The 14,798-nt window shown below is 71.4% G+C and carries 13 protein-coding genes and 2 pseudogenes; 3 read left to right on the top strand and 12 right to left on the bottom strand.

Annotated elements, in window-relative coordinates:
* Window positions 1-223: 223 nt before the first annotated feature.
* Together ACWCP0_RS10825 and ACWCP0_RS10820 are read right to left on the bottom strand one after the other, a co-directional pair.
* Window positions 224-934 carry an alpha/beta fold hydrolase gene (locus ACWCP0_RS10825; RefSeq protein ID WP_451078504.1) on the bottom strand — a complete coding sequence of 237 codons (711 nt, stop codon included), beginning with the start codon at window positions 932-934 and terminating at the stop codon, window positions 224-226.
* A gap of 248 nt (window positions 935-1,182) precedes the next feature.
* Window positions 1,183-1,942: pseudogene (locus ACWCP0_RS10820) on the bottom strand (class I SAM-dependent methyltransferase).
* Between the two features lie 71 nt (window positions 1,943-2,013).
* Here ACWCP0_RS10820 and ACWCP0_RS10815 point away from each other — a divergent pair.
* Both ACWCP0_RS10815 and ACWCP0_RS10810 read left to right on the top strand, forming a co-directional pair.
* Window positions 2,014-3,849, top strand: a complete 1,836-nt coding sequence (locus ACWCP0_RS10815; protein ID WP_451078503.1) for a prolyl oligopeptidase family serine peptidase — start codon at window positions 2,014-2,016, stop codon at window positions 3,847-3,849.
* A 111-nt stretch (window positions 3,850-3,960) separates the two neighbouring features.
* Complete coding sequence (locus ACWCP0_RS10810) at window positions 3,961-4,710, top strand: SURF1 family protein (RefSeq protein ID WP_451078502.1); 750 nt, start codon at window positions 3,961-3,963, stop codon at window positions 4,708-4,710.
* Window positions 4,711-4,976: 266 nt separating this feature from the next.
* Here the strand turns inward: ACWCP0_RS10810 and ACWCP0_RS10805 are convergent, their stop codons facing one another.
* The 8 genes from ACWCP0_RS10805 to ACWCP0_RS10770 form a co-directional block, all read right to left on the bottom strand.
* Complete coding sequence (locus ACWCP0_RS10805; RefSeq protein WP_451078501.1) at window positions 4,977-6,140, bottom strand: hypothetical protein; 1,164 nt, start codon at window positions 6,138-6,140, stop codon at window positions 4,977-4,979.
* Window positions 6,141-6,259: 119 nt separating this feature from the next.
* A complete protein-coding gene (locus ACWCP0_RS10800; protein WP_451078500.1) occupies window positions 6,260-6,973 on the bottom strand; it encodes a SigE family RNA polymerase sigma factor in 714 nt (237 codons plus the stop codon).
* A gap of 278 nt (window positions 6,974-7,251) precedes the next feature.
* Window positions 7,252-8,325 carry an aspartate-semialdehyde dehydrogenase gene (locus ACWCP0_RS10795; RefSeq protein ID WP_451078499.1) on the bottom strand — a complete coding sequence of 358 codons (1,074 nt, stop codon included), beginning with the start codon at window positions 8,323-8,325 and terminating at the stop codon, window positions 7,252-7,254.
* Between the two features lie 43 nt (window positions 8,326-8,368).
* Entirely contained in the window at window positions 8,369-9,640 is a 1,272-nt protein-coding gene (locus ACWCP0_RS10790; RefSeq protein ID WP_451078498.1) for an aspartate kinase, read from the bottom strand.
* Window positions 9,641-9,967: 327 nt separating this feature from the next.
* Complete coding sequence (locus tag ACWCP0_RS10785) at window positions 9,968-10,720, bottom strand: hypothetical protein (protein WP_451078497.1); 753 nt, start codon at window positions 10,718-10,720, stop codon at window positions 9,968-9,970.
* Window positions 10,721-10,857: 137 nt separating this feature from the next.
* Entirely contained in the window at window positions 10,858-11,526 is a 669-nt protein-coding gene (locus ACWCP0_RS10780) for a DUF5063 domain-containing protein (RefSeq protein WP_451078496.1), read from the bottom strand.
* The gene (gene recR, locus ACWCP0_RS10775) at window positions 11,519-12,118 is read right to left on the bottom strand and encodes a recombination mediator RecR (RefSeq protein ID WP_242328889.1); all 600 of its coding nucleotides are present in this window, start codon (window positions 12,116-12,118) and stop codon (window positions 11,519-11,521) included. The genes ACWCP0_RS10780 and recR overlap by 8 nt, the downstream gene beginning before the upstream one ends.
* Before the next feature lie 118 nt (window positions 12,119-12,236).
* Window positions 12,237-12,587 (bottom strand): YbaB/EbfC family nucleoid-associated protein, encoded by a 351-nt coding sequence (locus ACWCP0_RS10770; RefSeq protein ID WP_351229760.1) that lies wholly within the window; start codon window positions 12,585-12,587, stop codon window positions 12,237-12,239.
* Between the two features lie 312 nt (window positions 12,588-12,899).
* Between ACWCP0_RS10770 and ACWCP0_RS10765 the strand changes: the two genes are divergently transcribed.
* A complete protein-coding gene (locus ACWCP0_RS10765) occupies window positions 12,900-13,673 on the top strand; it encodes an SLATT domain-containing protein (RefSeq protein WP_451078495.1) in 774 nt (257 codons plus the stop codon).
* Between the two features lie 126 nt (window positions 13,674-13,799).
* Here the strand turns inward: ACWCP0_RS10765 and ACWCP0_RS10760 are convergent.
* A pseudogene (locus ACWCP0_RS10760) lies at window positions 13,800-14,020 on the bottom strand (TetR/AcrR family transcriptional regulator); the annotation flags it as partial.
* Between the two features lie 67 nt (window positions 14,021-14,087).
* Complete coding sequence (locus ACWCP0_RS10755) at window positions 14,088-14,738, bottom strand: hypothetical protein (protein ID WP_451078494.1); 651 nt, start codon at window positions 14,736-14,738, stop codon at window positions 14,088-14,090.
* Between the last annotated feature and the right edge of the window lie 60 nt (window positions 14,739-14,798).

Raw genomic sequence — 14,798 nt, 5'->3', positions numbered from 1 at the left:
GCGCGCAGCCGATGCCGCAAACACGCGGACTGCGCGGGACCACGGCCTGCGGCGGTTGGGCAGTGGTCGGCTCACGACCGGCTGAAACCACCTCGGGGCAGAGCCGTCTTCCCCTCCTCAACGGCCCCATGTTTCCAGGCTCGGCGCGCCCGGCCGTCACGGGCAGGGTCGGGCTCCCAGCGGCGAGTCGCCGCATGGCAGAGCTGCCCTGTGACTCAGGGACTCAGGGACTCAGGGACTCCACGGCCGACTGGTGCAGGATCCGTGCCAGTTCGTGGGGCCGGGAGAACATCGGCCAGTGGCCGGTGTTCATCTCGACCAGCCGCCAGCACTCGCTGGTCAGCAGCTTGGTCACGTCGTCGGTCGGCTCGGGGCCGTCGAGAAGGCACTTGATGTACGTCGCCGGGAGCTCGCCGAGCGGGCGGGGCAGTACGGCCGGTTCGGTCAGCGTGGCGCCCGGGTGAGGCGTCGAGCCCGCCACGATGCGGGCGATCTGGTCGTCGGTGAGGTCCTGGCCGTCGTAGCCGGCCGCGGTCAGGGGCGCCCAGAAGCCGCCGTTCCCGGCGATCGAGACCTCGAGCGCCGCCGGGCCCTGCCACCAGGCGGAGGCGAACGACTCGCCGTCGGCCGGGACGTTGGAGTCGACGAAGACGACGCGGGTCAGCCGGTCGCCGATGTGCTCGGCGGCCTGGCCGATGGGGATGCCCGAGTAGCTGTGGCCGACGAGGACGACGTCGCGGAGATCGCGGCGTTCCACCTCGTCGACGATGTCCCGGACGTGGACCTGCTGGCCGGCCGGCACGCCCTGCTTGTCGCCGAGGCCGGACAGGGTCATCGGGTGGGTGCCGTGGCCGGCCGCACGCAGTTCGGGCACCACGTCGTCCCACGCCCACGCTCCGAGCCACGCGCCCGGCACCAGTACGAATTCCACCATGGGAGCAACGTAGCGCGCCGCTCCGACAACGGGCCCGGTTTCGCCCGCGATCGGGGTCACTCGCGCCGAGGGAGCTCCGCCGGACCCGCGCCGAGCTCCGCGACCTCGCCGGGCGCACGGTGGCGACCGCCCCTGCCACGGGCACAGGTACAGGCACAGGCACAGGCACAGGCACAGGCACAGGCACAGGCACGATCACGCAGGACGGCGTCCGGCGCATCCTCAGCCGGCGCAGGGCACGACCGCGATCACGCCGTCGGCTTCGTCGCCTTCAGCGAGTACATGAGCGGGATACGGGGCCGGTCCGCCAGGAAGCGGTAGTAGCCGTCCTCGTGGCGCGCGAGCGAGCCGAAGCGTTCGAACAGCGAGACGTCGTGCTCGTGCAGGAACTCGATGCGCAGACCGGCCGCGGCGACGGCCGAGACGACCTCGCCGATCGGGTGCTGCCACTCGACGCTGCGGTTGTGCACGGTCGGCGCGTCGAGGTCGGCGTACGTGCCGGGTGTCGCGTCGACCCACGCGTCCCGGGCGAAGTGGTCGTGCGTGATCCGCGAGCCGGTGGCGTCGTCGAGGCTGTCGGTGAGCGGATGGAACTCGGCGAGGTGGAGGAAGCCGCCCGGCGCGACGAGTGCGGCGGTCCGGTACGGCCTCGGCGGCGTCGTACACATCGGCGGCGACGAAGGCGGCCCGGTCGGGGCCGAGGCCGAGGTCGGCGGCGAGGGAGCGGGCGGCGTCGACGGCCGGTTCGGAGAACTCGAGGCCGACGACGGAGGCTGCGCCGCGGCGGGACCAGGAGAGCGTGTCCAGTCCTATGTGGCACTGGAGGTGGAGCAGGGTGCGCCCGGTGACGTCGCCGACCTCGGCCGCCTCGAAGTCGCACAGGGAGTCCTTGCCTGCGCGGAAGGCGTCGAGGTCGTAGAAGTCGCCGGAGACGTGGATCGGGACGCGTTCGTCCCAGCGGGAACGATGTGCCTCGCGCCAGTCGTCCGGGGGCGGAGACGAGTACATGTCGCGGAGGTTATCCACAGGCTGCGGACGACGCGAACGGATTGTGGGCGGAGCAGCGCAGAATGGGGGGCATGACTGAGATCACCGAGTCCACGCCGGACTCCACCTCGGGCTCCTCGGCGGACGCCGCGGGCATGCCCGCCTGGGAGCAGCGCTTCCGGGCTCCCCGCGTCTCGCTGCCCGACTGGGCGGAGGACGCCCCGGACCGTTCGCTCTTCGTGTCGAACGCGACGGGGACGTACGAGCTGTACGCATGGGACCGCGCGACCGGCGAGCGGCGCCAGGTGACCGACCGGCCGAACGGGACGACGGACGGCGTGCTCACCCCCGACGGCGAGTGGATCTGGTGGTTCTCGGACCGGGACGGGGACGAGTTCGGGATCTGGATGCGCCAGCCCTTCGGCGGCGGCGCCGACGAGCCCGCGGCGCCCGGCTTGGAGGCCTCGTACGGGGCGGGGCTGGCGCTCGGGCGGGACGGCACGGCGGTGGTCGGCCGCTCGACCGACGAGGACGGGACGACGATCCATGTCGCACGGCCGGGGACGGAGCCGGTCGAGATCTACCGGCACCGGGAGTCGGCCGGCGTCGGTGACCTCTCGCACGACGGGACGCTGATCGCGATCGAGCACACGGAGCACGGCGACGCCATGCACCCGGCGCTCCGGGTCGTCCGGCTCGACGGGACGACGGTCGCGGAGCTGGACGACACCAAGGGCGGCTCGGTCGAGCTGGGCCTTGAGGTCCTCGGTTTCGCGCCGGTGGACGGGGACACCCGGCTGCTGGTGGGCCACCAGCGGCGCGGGCGCTGGGAGCCGATGCTGTGGGACGTGGCGTCGGGCGAGGAGACCGACCTGGCGATCGAGCTGCCCGGCGATGTGGCCGCCGAGTGGTATCCGGACGGCTCGGCCCTGCTGATCGCGCACAGCTTCGAGGCGCGGAGCGAGCTGTGGCGCTTCGACGCGGCGACGCGCGAGCTGACCCGTGTGGAGACCCCGGCCGGGACGGTCTCGGGGGCCTCGGCCCGGCCGGACGGGACCGTGGAGTATCTGTGGTCGTCCGCCGCGCAGCCGCCGAAGGTCCGATCCACGGCCGGCCGGGAGGTGCTGGACCCTCCGGGGATGGCGGCACCCACGTCGGTGGCCGTGGAGGACGCATGGGTGGAGGGGCCCGGGGGCCGGGTCCACGCGCTGGTGCAGCGCCCGGAGGGCGAGGGCCCGTTCCCGACGGTCTTCGAGATCCACGGCGGCCCGACGTGGCACGACAGCGACGCGTTCGCGGCCGGTCCCGCGGCCTGGGTCGACCACGGCTATGCGGTGGTCCGGGTCAACTACCGCGGCTCGACGGGGTACGGGCGGGAGTGGACGGACGCGCTCAAGCACCGTGTCGGGCTGATCGAGCTGGAGGACATCGCGGCGGTCCGCGAGTGGGCCGTGGCCTCCGGGCTCGCCGACCCGTCGAAGCTGATCCTTGCGGGCGGCTCCTGGGGCGGCTATCTGACCCTGCTGGGGCTCGGCACCCAGCCGGATGCGTGGGCGCTGGGCCTGGCAGCGGTGCCGGTCGCGGACTACGTCACGGCGTACCACGACGAGATGGAGGCCCTGAAGGCGATGGACCGCACCCTGCTGGGCGGCACGCCGGAAGAGGTCCCCGAGCGGTACGAGGCGTCGTCGCCGCTGACGTACGTGGACGCGGTGAAGGCGCCGGTCTACATCTCGGCAGGGGTCAACGACCCGCGCTGCCCGATCCGACAGGTCGAGAACTATGTGGACCGGCTCGCGGCCCGTGGCGCGGTCCACGAGGTGTACCGGTACGACGCGGGGCACGGGTCGCTCGTGGTCGAGGAGCGGATCAAGCAGGTGCGGCTGGAGCTGTCCTTCGCCGAGAAGCATCTGAAGGGAGGCGTCTGACGGGGGCCGTCCGACGAGAGACGCCCGACGGTGAGGCCCCGACGAGGGGCGCCTGACGGGAGAGGGAGACCCGGGAGAGGAGTAAACGGGGGCGTTCCGTACCGTGGAGGGGTGTACCGGTTCCTGCTGACTCCCCGCTGGTGGGGGATCAACGTCTTCGTCGTGCTGAGCATCCCCTTCTGTCTCTTCATGGGGACCTGGCAGCTCGGCCGGTTCGAGGACCGCGTCGACACGCACCGGGCCGCCGAGGAGCGGCCGGAGGCGGGCAAGCGGGCCGCCGCCCCGCTCGACGAGCTGCTGCCCGTCGACAAGGAGACGTCGGGCCGGCGGGCCTCGGCGACCGGGCGGTACGGGGAGCAGTTCCTCGTGCCGGACCGGCAGCTGGACGGGAAGCGCGGCTCGTACGTGCTGACGCTGCTGCGCACCGACAGCGGCAAGGCACTGCCCGTCGTCAGGGGCTGGCTGCCCGCCGGAGGGACGCCGCCCGCCGCACCCGCAGGTGAGGTGACGGTGACCGGCGCCCTGCAGGCGTCGGAGACGTCGAGCACCGAGGGGGTGAACACCGCGGGCGGGCTGCCGCGCGGCCAGGTGGGCATGATCAGCGCGGCGTCGCTGGTCAATCTGGTGCCGGACGACGTGTATGACGCGTGGATCACGCTCACCACCGCGTCGGACGGGATGAAGGCGGTACCGGCCGCCGCGCCGCAGGGCAGCACGCTGGATCTGAAGGCGTTCCAGAACCTCGGCTACACGCTGGAGTGGTTCGCCTTCGCGGGCTTCGTGCTGTTCATGTGGTTCCGCTTCGCACGCCGCGAGGCGGAGGCGGCGAAGGACCAGGCGCTCGGCCTCGACCCGGCATAATGCGCCTCGGCCTCGACCCCGCGCAACGCCGCTCGGCCTGGACCCCGCGCAACGCCGCTCGGCCTGGACCCCGCGCAACGCCGCTCGGCCTGGACCCCGCGCAACGCCGCTCGGCCTGGACCCGGCGTAGCGCGTTCGGCCGGAGGGCGCGCGCACCAGCATCCGGGCGCGCAAGTACAGAAAGCGGGGCAGGCCGCGTCGACTGCGGCCCGTGGAGTGCTATGGGACGCGTCCCAGTCCCACCCCGACGACGTGCTACGCGACGCCTACGACGACGGGTTCAGGACGCTCGTGCGGTAGATCGTGCCTGCGCACGCGTTCGGAACGGTCGCCGAGACGTTCGGAGCACCGGCCTCCGGGGTGTGCGAGACCGCGATGCTGCCGTCCGCCGTGCCACCGTCCTCCGCGACGAACTGGGTCTCGGTGGTGGTCGCGCCCGTGCCGTCGGTCGTGCCCGACGATCCGCCCTCCGTGGGCGACGGGTCGGGCGAAGGACCGGTCGTGGGACAGGTCTCCGACGGGACGAAGGCGAACATCACCTCGTACGACGTCGACGGCTCCAGGAGCACCGCGCCGGCCTGGGCGCTCGGGTCGGGCAGTCCGGTCGCGGCGTCGCCCGTCGTGTGCTCGACCACGCTGATCTTCGCGGGATCGGCGGCGCCCTGCGTCTGGAAACCGACCGAACCGGGACCGGTGACCGCGCAGGCGGTGCCTGAGACGTTGGCGATGCGGAACGTGCCGTACACCTTGCCCTCGGCGTCCGGTGCGCCTATCTCCGTCTTGTCCACGCCGAGCTGAGTGCCTTCGCATGTGGGCGTCGTGGCGGGGATGCTCTCGGCGGGGTCGGCCGGGGCGCCGGGCGTCTCGTCCGACGCCTCGCTGCCCGGTTCCTCGGGCTTCTCCGACTCCTCGAGGCGGCCCGGGGTTCCGGGCTGCTGCCCGGAGGGGCTGTCGCCGCCCTTCTCGCCCGCGTCCTCACCGGTCTCGGTGCCCGTGCCGCCCTGGGCGTGCTCGCCGTGTCCCGCGTTGACGGGGCGGTCCTCGAAGACGCCTCCGGAGCTCGCGACATGGACGAAGGCGGGGATGGCGGTACCGAGCAGGATGACCGAGGCGGCCAGGCCGACGAGGGCCTGCCGCTTACGGGCGCGCCGCGCGGGCACCGCCCTGCGCAGGTGGTCCAGGGCCCCTTCGGACGGGGCGAGGTCCTCGACGGCGCCCTGGAGCAGCCGCCGAAGGGCCGGCTCGTCGCCGCCGAGCGCGTCAGCGAGCACGTCGCCGCCCGGCTCCTCGTCGTGCCCACCACGCACGTCGTGCCCGGCACGCGCGACCCGCACGTCGTCCCCGTGGTGCCCGTCGTGCGTGTCGCGCCCGTCGGGCACGTCGCCCTTGGCGCGCTTTTCCTCAAAACCGCCCAGCGGCCCGTTGCTCACAATTCCGTTCCCAGTCCGGTCGTTCAACGGCCCGTCCGGCCCGTACAGCTCAGTTTCCTGCTCACGATCATGCCTGGGTTCGCGATCCGGCCCAAGTTCGTGCTCATGCTCATGCCTGTTCATGCCGAGGCCCCCATGGCGACGCGCAGCGCTGCGATGCCGCGCGAGCCGTACGCCTTCACCGAGCCCAGCGATATGCCCAGCGTCTCGGCGACCTGAGCCTCGGTCATGTCCGCGAAGTACCGCAGGACGAGAACCTCTCGCTGGCGCCGCTGGAGCCCGCGCATCGCCTTGATCAGCGCGTCGCGCTCCAGCTGGTCGTACGCGCCCTCCTCGGCGCTCGCCATGTCCGGCATCGGCTTGGAGAGCAGCTTCAGCCCGAGGATGCGGCGGCGCAGCGCGGAGCGCGACAGATTGACGACGGTCTGGCGGAGGTACGCCAGGGTCTTCTCCGGGTCCCGGACGCGGTTGCGCGCCGAGTGGACGCGGATGAAGGCCTCCTGGACGACGTCCTCGCAGGACGCGGTGTCGTCGAGCAGCAGTGCCGCGAGACCGAGCAGCGACCGGTAGTGGGCGCGGTAGGTCTCGGTGAGGTGGTCGACGGTGGTGCCCGCGACCGTCATGTCGTCGGCGCTCTCGCGCTGGGACGGTATGCGGGTGTTACGCGCGGCGGGCATGGGGGCGATCACCGGCATGCCGCCGGGAGTGCGGGGCCGCCGGAGCGGTCGCACCGCAGCGCCACGCACCGGTGCCACGCCGACGGCGTGTGCCGGAAGTCCGCCCACGCCGAAGCGGGCCGGGACCACCGCTGTGATGTCGAGTACCTCTGCCACGCCTGTTGGACACGCTTCCCCCCGTCAGGGTTGTACGCGCGCGCAACGGCTTTTGACCGCGCACCGTATGCCCTCATGCGTACCCGCTCTTCCCCAATGCCCCATTTATCGCGGCACCGTGAAGGGGCAACCGCAAAGACGCCTTCCACCCGTCCGCTGGTTGCAGAGTGGCGGGAAAGCATCGTCGAACATGCCATCACCCCAGTTCAAGTGGTACATGCAAGCGACTTGCCCACAGGGTGTTCACAGATCCTACAAAGATCTACGAAGTCCGGCGCTCAGAATTCTCCTGCCGTGACGCCGGCGAGGGCACCGGCGATGGACTCGGCGATCTGAGCCGTGTTCAGCGCGGCACCCTTCCGCAGATTGTCGCCGCACACGAAGAGCTCGAGTGTCCGGGGGTCGTCCATGGACCGCCGGACCCGCCCCACCCATGTCGGGTCGGTACCCACCACATCGGCGGGCGTGGGGAATTCGCCCGCGGCAGGGTCGTCGAAGAGCACCACACCCGGCGAGGTCGCAAGGATCTCGTGGGCGTGGTCGACGCTCACCTCCCGCTCGAAGCGGGCATGCACGGACACCGAGTGCGTGGTGACGACCGGCACACGTACACAGGTCGCGGAGACCCGGAGCGCCGGCAGATCGAGAACCTTGCGGGTCTCGGCCCGGATCGCGAGCTCCTCGGAGGACCAGCCGCCCTCGCCGAGGACACCGGCCCACGGCACCACGTTGAGGGCCATCGGGGCGGGGAAGGGGCCCGTGCTGTCGCCGACGGCACGACGCACGTCACCGGGGTTCGTGCCCAGTTCCGTACCCGCGACCAGCGAGAGCTGCGCACGCAGCGCGTCGACGCCGCCGCGCCCGGCCCCACTGACGGCCTGGTACGCGGAGACGACGAGCTCGTCCAGGCCGAATGCGGCGTGGAGCGCGCCGACCGTGACGATCATGGCGAGCGTGGTGCAGCCGGGGCTCGCCACGATGCCGCGCGGACGGACCCGTACGGCATGCGGATTGATCTCGGGCACAACGAGCGGAACGTCCGGGTCCAGCCGGAAAGCGGCTGAATTGTCCACGACGACCGCGCCCTTGGCGGCGGCGATCGGGGCCCACTGGGCGGCCACTTCGGCCGGCACCAGGAACAGCGCGACGTCGATGCCCGTCAGCGCCTCCTCGGAGAGCGCGACGACCTCGGTCTCCTCGCCGCGCACGGCCAGCTTGCGGCCGGCCGAGCGCGGCGAGGCGACGAGCCGTATCTCGCCCCAGATGTCGGCGTGCTGCGACAGGATCTGGAGCGTCACCGCGCCGACGGCCCCGGTCGCGCCGACGACCGCGAGCGCCGGCTTGCCGTTCATCGTGCGACCCGTCGTGCGACCGCAGGGCTGCGGTGCCCCGTGGTCACCGTCCGGTGCCTCCGTAGACGACGGCCTCGTCGGAGTCGCTGTCCAGCCCGAAGGCGGTGTGGACGGCCTGGACGGCCTCCTTGACGTCGTCCGCGCGCGTGACGACCGAGATGCGGATCTCGGAGGTCGAGATGAGCTCGATGTTCACCCCGGCGTCGGAGAGCGCCTCGAAGAACGACGCCGTCACGCCCGGGTTGGTCTTCATGCCCGCGCCGACCAGCGAGATCTTGGCGATCTGGTCGTCGTAGCGGAGCGACTCGAAGCCGATGGCGGTCTTGGTCTTCTCCAGCGCGTCGATCGCCTTCCGCCCCTCGGTCTTGGGGAGGGTGAAGGAGATGTCGGTGAGACCCGTCGACGCGGCGGAGACGTTCTGCACCACCATGTCGATGTTGATCTCGTTGTCCGCGATGGTACGGAAGATCGCGGCGGCCTCGCCCGGCTTGTCCGGCACGCCGACGACGGTGATCTTCGCCTCGGAGGTGTCGTGGGCGACACCGGAGATGATGGCCTGCTCCACCTTGCGGTCCCCTTGCGGTTCGTTGCTGACCCAGGTGCCCTGCAGCCCCGAGAAGGAGGAGCGGACGTGGATCGGGATGTTGTAACGGCGTGCGTACTCGACGCAGCGGTGCAGCAGCACCTTGGAGCCGGAGCTGGCGAGCTCCAGCATGTCCTCGAAGGAGATCCAGTCGATCTTGCGGGCCTTCTTCACGACCCGGGGGTCGGCGGTGAAGACACCGTCCACATCGGTGTAGATCTCACAGACCTCGGCGTCCAGCGCGGCGGCCAGCGCGACGGCGGTCGTGTCGGAGCCGCCGCGGCCGAGGGTGGTGATGTCCTTCTTGTCCTGGGAGACGCCCTGGAAGCCGGCGACGATGGCGATGTTGCCCTCGTCCAGCGCCGTCCGGATGCGGCCCGGCGTGACATCGATGATGCGCGCTTTGTTGTGGACCGAGTCGGTGATGACGCCTGCCTGGCTGCCGGTGAACGACTGGGCCTCGTGACCCAGGTTTTTGATCGCCATCGCCAGCAGGGCCATGGAGATCCGCTCTCCGGCGGTCAGCAGCATGTCGAACTCGCGCCCGGCAGGGATCGGGGATACCTGCTCGGCGAGATCGATCAGCTCGTCCGTCGTGTCGCCCATCGCCGAGACCACGACGACCACTTGGTGGCCGTTCTTCTTGGCATCGACGATTCGCTTGGCGACGCGCTTGATGCCTTCGGCATCGGCAACGGAGGAACCTCCGTACTTCTGCACGACAAGGCCCACGTGCGCTCCTCGCTCGGTCTGTGCCGCAGTCGTTACTGCGGTCGGCTCAGTTTAACGAGCGAGCCAGGAACACCCCGCCTGTATCACATCGTGAGATGTCCCGCTCACCAAGTGATCATCCGCGTCGGGTGGCGGCCCGCGCGGGGCAAGGCGCTCCTGGTCGCTCGGGCTCGCACCTGCCCGCGCCGGACGGAGGTACGCGGAGTGTGGGCCGGTTCACATCCAGCGGCGTGTCCGCGTCCGCGCACCCACGTCCGCGGTCCGGCTCCGTCCGGAGCGGTCAGGGGACGCCCGGCGATGCCCCGCAGGGCCCGGAGGCACGCGGCGCTAGTTCTTCGCGCTGACCATCAGCCTCGTACGGCTCAGGAAGGCGGTCTCGAACGCGTCCTCGGGTGCCGTGGCGTCCACCAGCTCGATCATGAGCGGCGTGGAGCCCTGGGGCCCTTCCGCGATCGCGCGGATGCGGAAGCGTTCGACACGGGAGGCTTCGAGCGCGAGGGAGTTGCCGGTGGCGGTGAGCCACAGCGGCTGGACGTCGTTGGCGACGCGCAGCTCGACATCGGTCCAGCGGCCCGTCGCGGGGTTGCGGCGCTCGACGACGAAGCCGTTCTGGCGCGGCGCGGGGTCCGGGGCCCCACTCTCCAGGATCTCCATCTGGAAGGCCACGGCGACCTCGGCGTACGTGCGCGTGTTGCCGTTGTGGACGGAGACGGTGAACTCCTTGGCGGGGCCGCCCCGCACCAGGTCGATCCTGCCGCCCTGCGTGGAGGCGAACATGGTCAGTTCGGTCGGCCGGGGAGGGGGCGTGCGCACGGTCGTCGCGGCCGGCGTGGGTGAGGCGGGCGCGGCGGACGGCGTGGCGGAGCCCTCGTACCCGGACGGACCGGCCTGCGGCGTCGCCGAGAGCGGGGGCGTGGGCCCCGGGGTCAGCGGCAGGGTCGGGGACTCGGACGGCCGGGCCGGGACGGAGGCCGCGGCGCCCGCCGGGGACGACTCGGGGCCGCACCCTGACAGCAGCCCTGACAGCAGTGCCGCCACCACGATCGCGGCGGCGGCGGTTGCCTCGTACGTACGTCTCACGTCGTCCACTCCCCAGAGCCCAGCACCGACGTTGAATGTCGAAGGATCGTCAACGTAGCGGTGCCGGGCCGCCATGGGAGCAGGCGGAACGTATCGCTTCTGCTACGGCGCCCGCCGCGTCGGAGCGGGCCGCCGCCTCACTGGGCGGTGCGCACCTTCCGCAGCCCCAGCGGTCTTGCGATCTCCTCCGCCATGACGCGACCCGCCTCCTCCGCGAGGTCGTCGTCCGGAAGGTCCTCGTCCGTGTCCAGGCCGTCCAGCTCTTGGAGGGGCTGGTCGAGGCGGACGTGGGAGACGAGGGACTGGAGGGCGCGCAGGGTCGCGGATGCCGTCGGTCCCCAGTTGGAGAAGTACGAGAACTGCCACCACCACAGCGCCTCGGTGGTGCGGCCCGCACGGTAGTGGGCCAGACCGTGGCCGAGGTCGCTGACGATGTCCGCGAGGTTGTCGGAGATCCGGCACGGGACCGGGGCCTTGCGGGGCTCGTACGGGTCGAAGACCTCCGAGAAGACGTCGACCGGGTCGAGCAGTTCGGCGAACCGCTCGCGCAGGTCGTCGACCTCCAGGTCCGGGCCCGTGTCCACCTCGTACCGCTCGTCCGGGAGGATGTCCTCGTGCGCGCCCAGCCGGCCGCCCGCGAGCAGCAGCTGGGAGACCTCCAGGAGCAGGAAGGGCACCGCGCTGTCGGGCTCGTCGCCCCTCGCCACTTCCGTGGTGGCCACGATGAAGCTCTCGATCGAGTCGGCGATCTGGACCGCGAAGTCGTCCGGGTCCTGCGTGGCGGAGTGGAGCGTTGCGTCAGACATCGAGAAGTCGTCTCCCCTCGAAGGCACGCCCGAGCGTGACCTCGTCGGCGTATTCGAGATCGCCGCCAACGGGAAGTCCGCTGGCGAGGCGCGTCACCTTCAGTCCCATGGGCTTGATCATGCGCGCCAGATACGTGGCCGTGGCCTCGCCCTCGAGATTGGGGTCGGTCGCCAGGATCAGCTCGGTGACCGCGCCGTCCGCGAGCCGCGCGAGCAGTTCACGGATCCGCAGATCGTCCGGGCCGACACCCTCGATCGGGCTGATCGCGCCGCCCAGGACGTGGTACCGACCGCGGAACTCGCGCGTCCGCTCGATCGCCACGACGTCCTTGGGCTCCTCGACGACGCAGATGACCGCGAGGTCGCGGCGCGCGTCCCGGCAGATGTTGCACTGCTCCTGCTGTGCGACGTTGCCGCACACCGCGCAGAAACGGACCTTGTCCTTCACCTCGAGGAGGGCGTGGGCGAGGCGGCGGACGTCGGTCGGTTCGGCCTGGAGGATGTGGAAGGCGATCCGCTGCGCGCTCTTGGGACCGACGCCGGGCAGCCTGCCCAGTTCGTCGATGAGGTCCTGAACCACGCCTTCGTACAACGGAACGCCTCTCTCGGTGTGCTTCGCTCGTTACGGTAGTAGCTGCCGGTGCGCCTTAGATAGGGAGACCCGTCAGAAGGTCCGCCGACAGGTCGCCGACAGGCCGTCGGCAGACCGGTCAGAAGGGCAGCCCCGGGATCCCGCTGCCGCCGGCACCGCCGAGGCCCTGGGCGAGCGGGCCGAGCTTCTCCTGCTGCAGCGTCTGCGCGTTCTCGTTCGCGGCCTGGACAGCGGCGACGACGAGATCGGCGAGGGTCTCGGTGTCCTCGGGGTCCACCGCCTTGGGGTCGATGACGAGCGCGCGCAGCTCCCCGGAGCCGGTGACGGTCGCCTTGACGAGACCGCCGCCCGCCTGGCCGTCGACCTCCGTCGCCGCAAGCTCCTCCTGCGCCCGGGCGAGGTCCTGCTGCATCTTCTGGGCCTGCTGCAGCAGCTGCTGCATGTTGGGCTGACCACCACCGGGAATCACGGTCACTCCTGGCAATTCGACGACGAAAGTTCGGTAAACCGAGCCTACGTGGTCACGGGGCGCCTCGCCCCGCCCGGTCGACACCAACTCTTTCGAGTGAGAGCCACCGTCCTCCCCCTACCTGAGAGGGACCCCCTTGCGGGCGGAAATACCGGGATTTCGTCCCCGCGGCCCACCATTCGGCGGTAGGAAGACCCTGCGCACCAGAACCCACGCGCGCATCGCACGTCACGCAGGGTTAGCAGGGTTACGTACGTAGTCACGCACAGCAGTCACGCACAGCAGTCGCGTAGAGCGCAGAGGAGTGCCCCGGTGAGTCAGCCGGAGATGCAGCCTGGGGGGTCGGCCCGGGAAGAGAGCGGGGTCTCTCGGAACGGGGGCGCCCCGGACCGGGAGGCGACGCAGGGCGACCTGCAGGGTGACCTGACCGGACGGCCGTTCCCCCTCGGGGACTGGGGCGAGCCGGCGGAGCGCCTCGACGAGCTGTACCGCTGGGTCGAGGCGAACGCGCTGCGGACGGCGGAGTGGTACCTCTCCGACCGCGCCCGCAAGCGCCGCTGGGCCCGCGCGCTGCGCGTCGGTACGGCGGTGGGGGGCATCGCGGGTGCCGCGCTGCCGCTCCTCGACCTGACGGACGTACTGACGGGCGCCGCGGGCTGGGGTTACCTCTCGCTGCTGCTGGGTGCGGCCTGCCTGGCCTGCGACCGGTACTTCGGGCTGACGTCGGGCTGGATAAGGGGCGTCGCCACGGCGCAGGCGGTGCAGCGCCGCCTTCAGGCCCTCCAGTTCGACTGGGCGTCGGAGAGCGTCCGCGAGGTGCTCGGCCCGACGGAGGGCACGGCGAGCGAGGCGGCCGAGCGGTGTCTCGGGGTGCTGCGGCGCTTCTCGGAGGACATCACGGAACTCGTACGGGCGGAGACGGCGGACTGGATGGTGGAGTTCCGGTCCGGCCCGGCGCCGCTGGTGATGCAGTCGCTGGCGTCGCCCCCGGCCCGCCCGGAGTCGGGCCACCAGGCAGGTCGCTTCCCCTTGTCCCCGCCGACGCGGCCGAACATGCCCCGCCAGCGCCCGCCGGAGCCGCGCTAGCCGTCGCCCGGGTGGGGCAACGCCTCCTCGCTCCGCCGGCGTGACTCCGGCTGGGAGGCACGAGGGCTCTATTGCGCACGGCGCCCACCCGGCGGCCGGCACATCCGTCCTCGAACCGGACCGCGTCGCGGCAGCCCTGTCGGCCAGGTCGGCGAAGCCCTGGCGCACGATGGCGGACAGCGGGGCCAGGTGTGTCGGGAAGTAGCGGCGCGGAGCGCCGTGCGAGACCCCCGCCCGGCGGGCGATCTCGCGCAGGGACAGGGCCTGCACGCTTCCGCGGCGACCAGGTCGACACCGACTGCCACCAAGCGGTCTCGGAGACCCACGTCGTGTTCGCTCGTCGACACTGCCTACCAAGCGGTGGGCAGTGTCTACGAGCGAAGTGGGCCGAAGCGAAGGCGAGATCGCGACGGATCAGCTGAATATGATCATGGACCCTTGGCCGAGGCTGCGGGTGGCCGCAGCGTGCAGGCCCAGCCAGACATGGCGTTCGCGGGCGAAGGGACTCTCGTCGTACGGGATCGGGCCCGCCGGTTCCTCCAGGGAGGTGGGGTGGGCCGGAGGGGCTGGGGCGGAGGGAGGGTTGGCGGAGTCGATGCCGATCGCGGGGGCCACGACCTCGAGTTCACGCAGAAGACCCTGGGAGGAGCCCAGGGGGCCGCCGCCCGCGAGGAGTTCCTCGTTCGTCAGGGGGGCCTGGAAGTCGACGGGCACGTACGCGCCCGCGTGGTCGTAGTGCCAGACGAGATGGGACTGCTGGGCCGTCGACTCGAACATCTCGAGGAGCTGCTCGTAGTCACCGCCCAGTTCGTCGACCGGCGTCACCGGCAGGCCGCACAGCTGGAGCAGGTACGCCCGGCGCAGGAAGTGCAGGGCGTCGTAGTCGAAGCCCGCGACCGGCGCGACATCGCCGGACAGGCCCGGCATGTAGGCGAAGACGGGAATGGTGGGCAGACCGGCCTCGGTGAGGGCCTTGTCGTACGACGCGATCTCTTCGGCGAACGGATTGTCGGGGCTGTGGCACAGCACATCGACGAGGGGGACCAGCCACAGGTCACAGGCCAAGACGGGCTCGCTCTCCATCGGGGTCGTGCAGGGTTGGCGATGGTCGGGACAGCGTAGTGC

This window comes from Streptomyces sp. NPDC001970 (genome assembly GCF_053594115.1).
This window is presented reverse-complemented; position numbering and strand designations above follow the sequence as displayed.

Excerpts from the sequence above, each read along its gene's own strand:
- ACWCP0_RS10825 (WP_451078504.1), bottom strand. The coding sequence starts at position 934 with ATGGTGGAATTCGTACTGGTGCCGGGCGCGTGGCTCGGAGCGTGGGCG.
- ACWCP0_RS10815 (WP_451078503.1), top strand. The coding sequence starts at position 2,014 with ATGACTGAGATCACCGAGTCCACGCCGGACTCCACCTCGGGCTCCTCG.
- ACWCP0_RS10795 (WP_451078499.1), bottom strand. The coding sequence starts at position 8,325 with ATGAACGGCAAGCCGGCGCTCGCGGTCGTCGGCGCGACCGGGGCCGTC.
- ACWCP0_RS10780 (WP_451078496.1), bottom strand. The coding sequence starts at position 11,526 with ATGTCTGACGCAACGCTCCACTCCGCCACGCAGGACCCGGACGACTTC.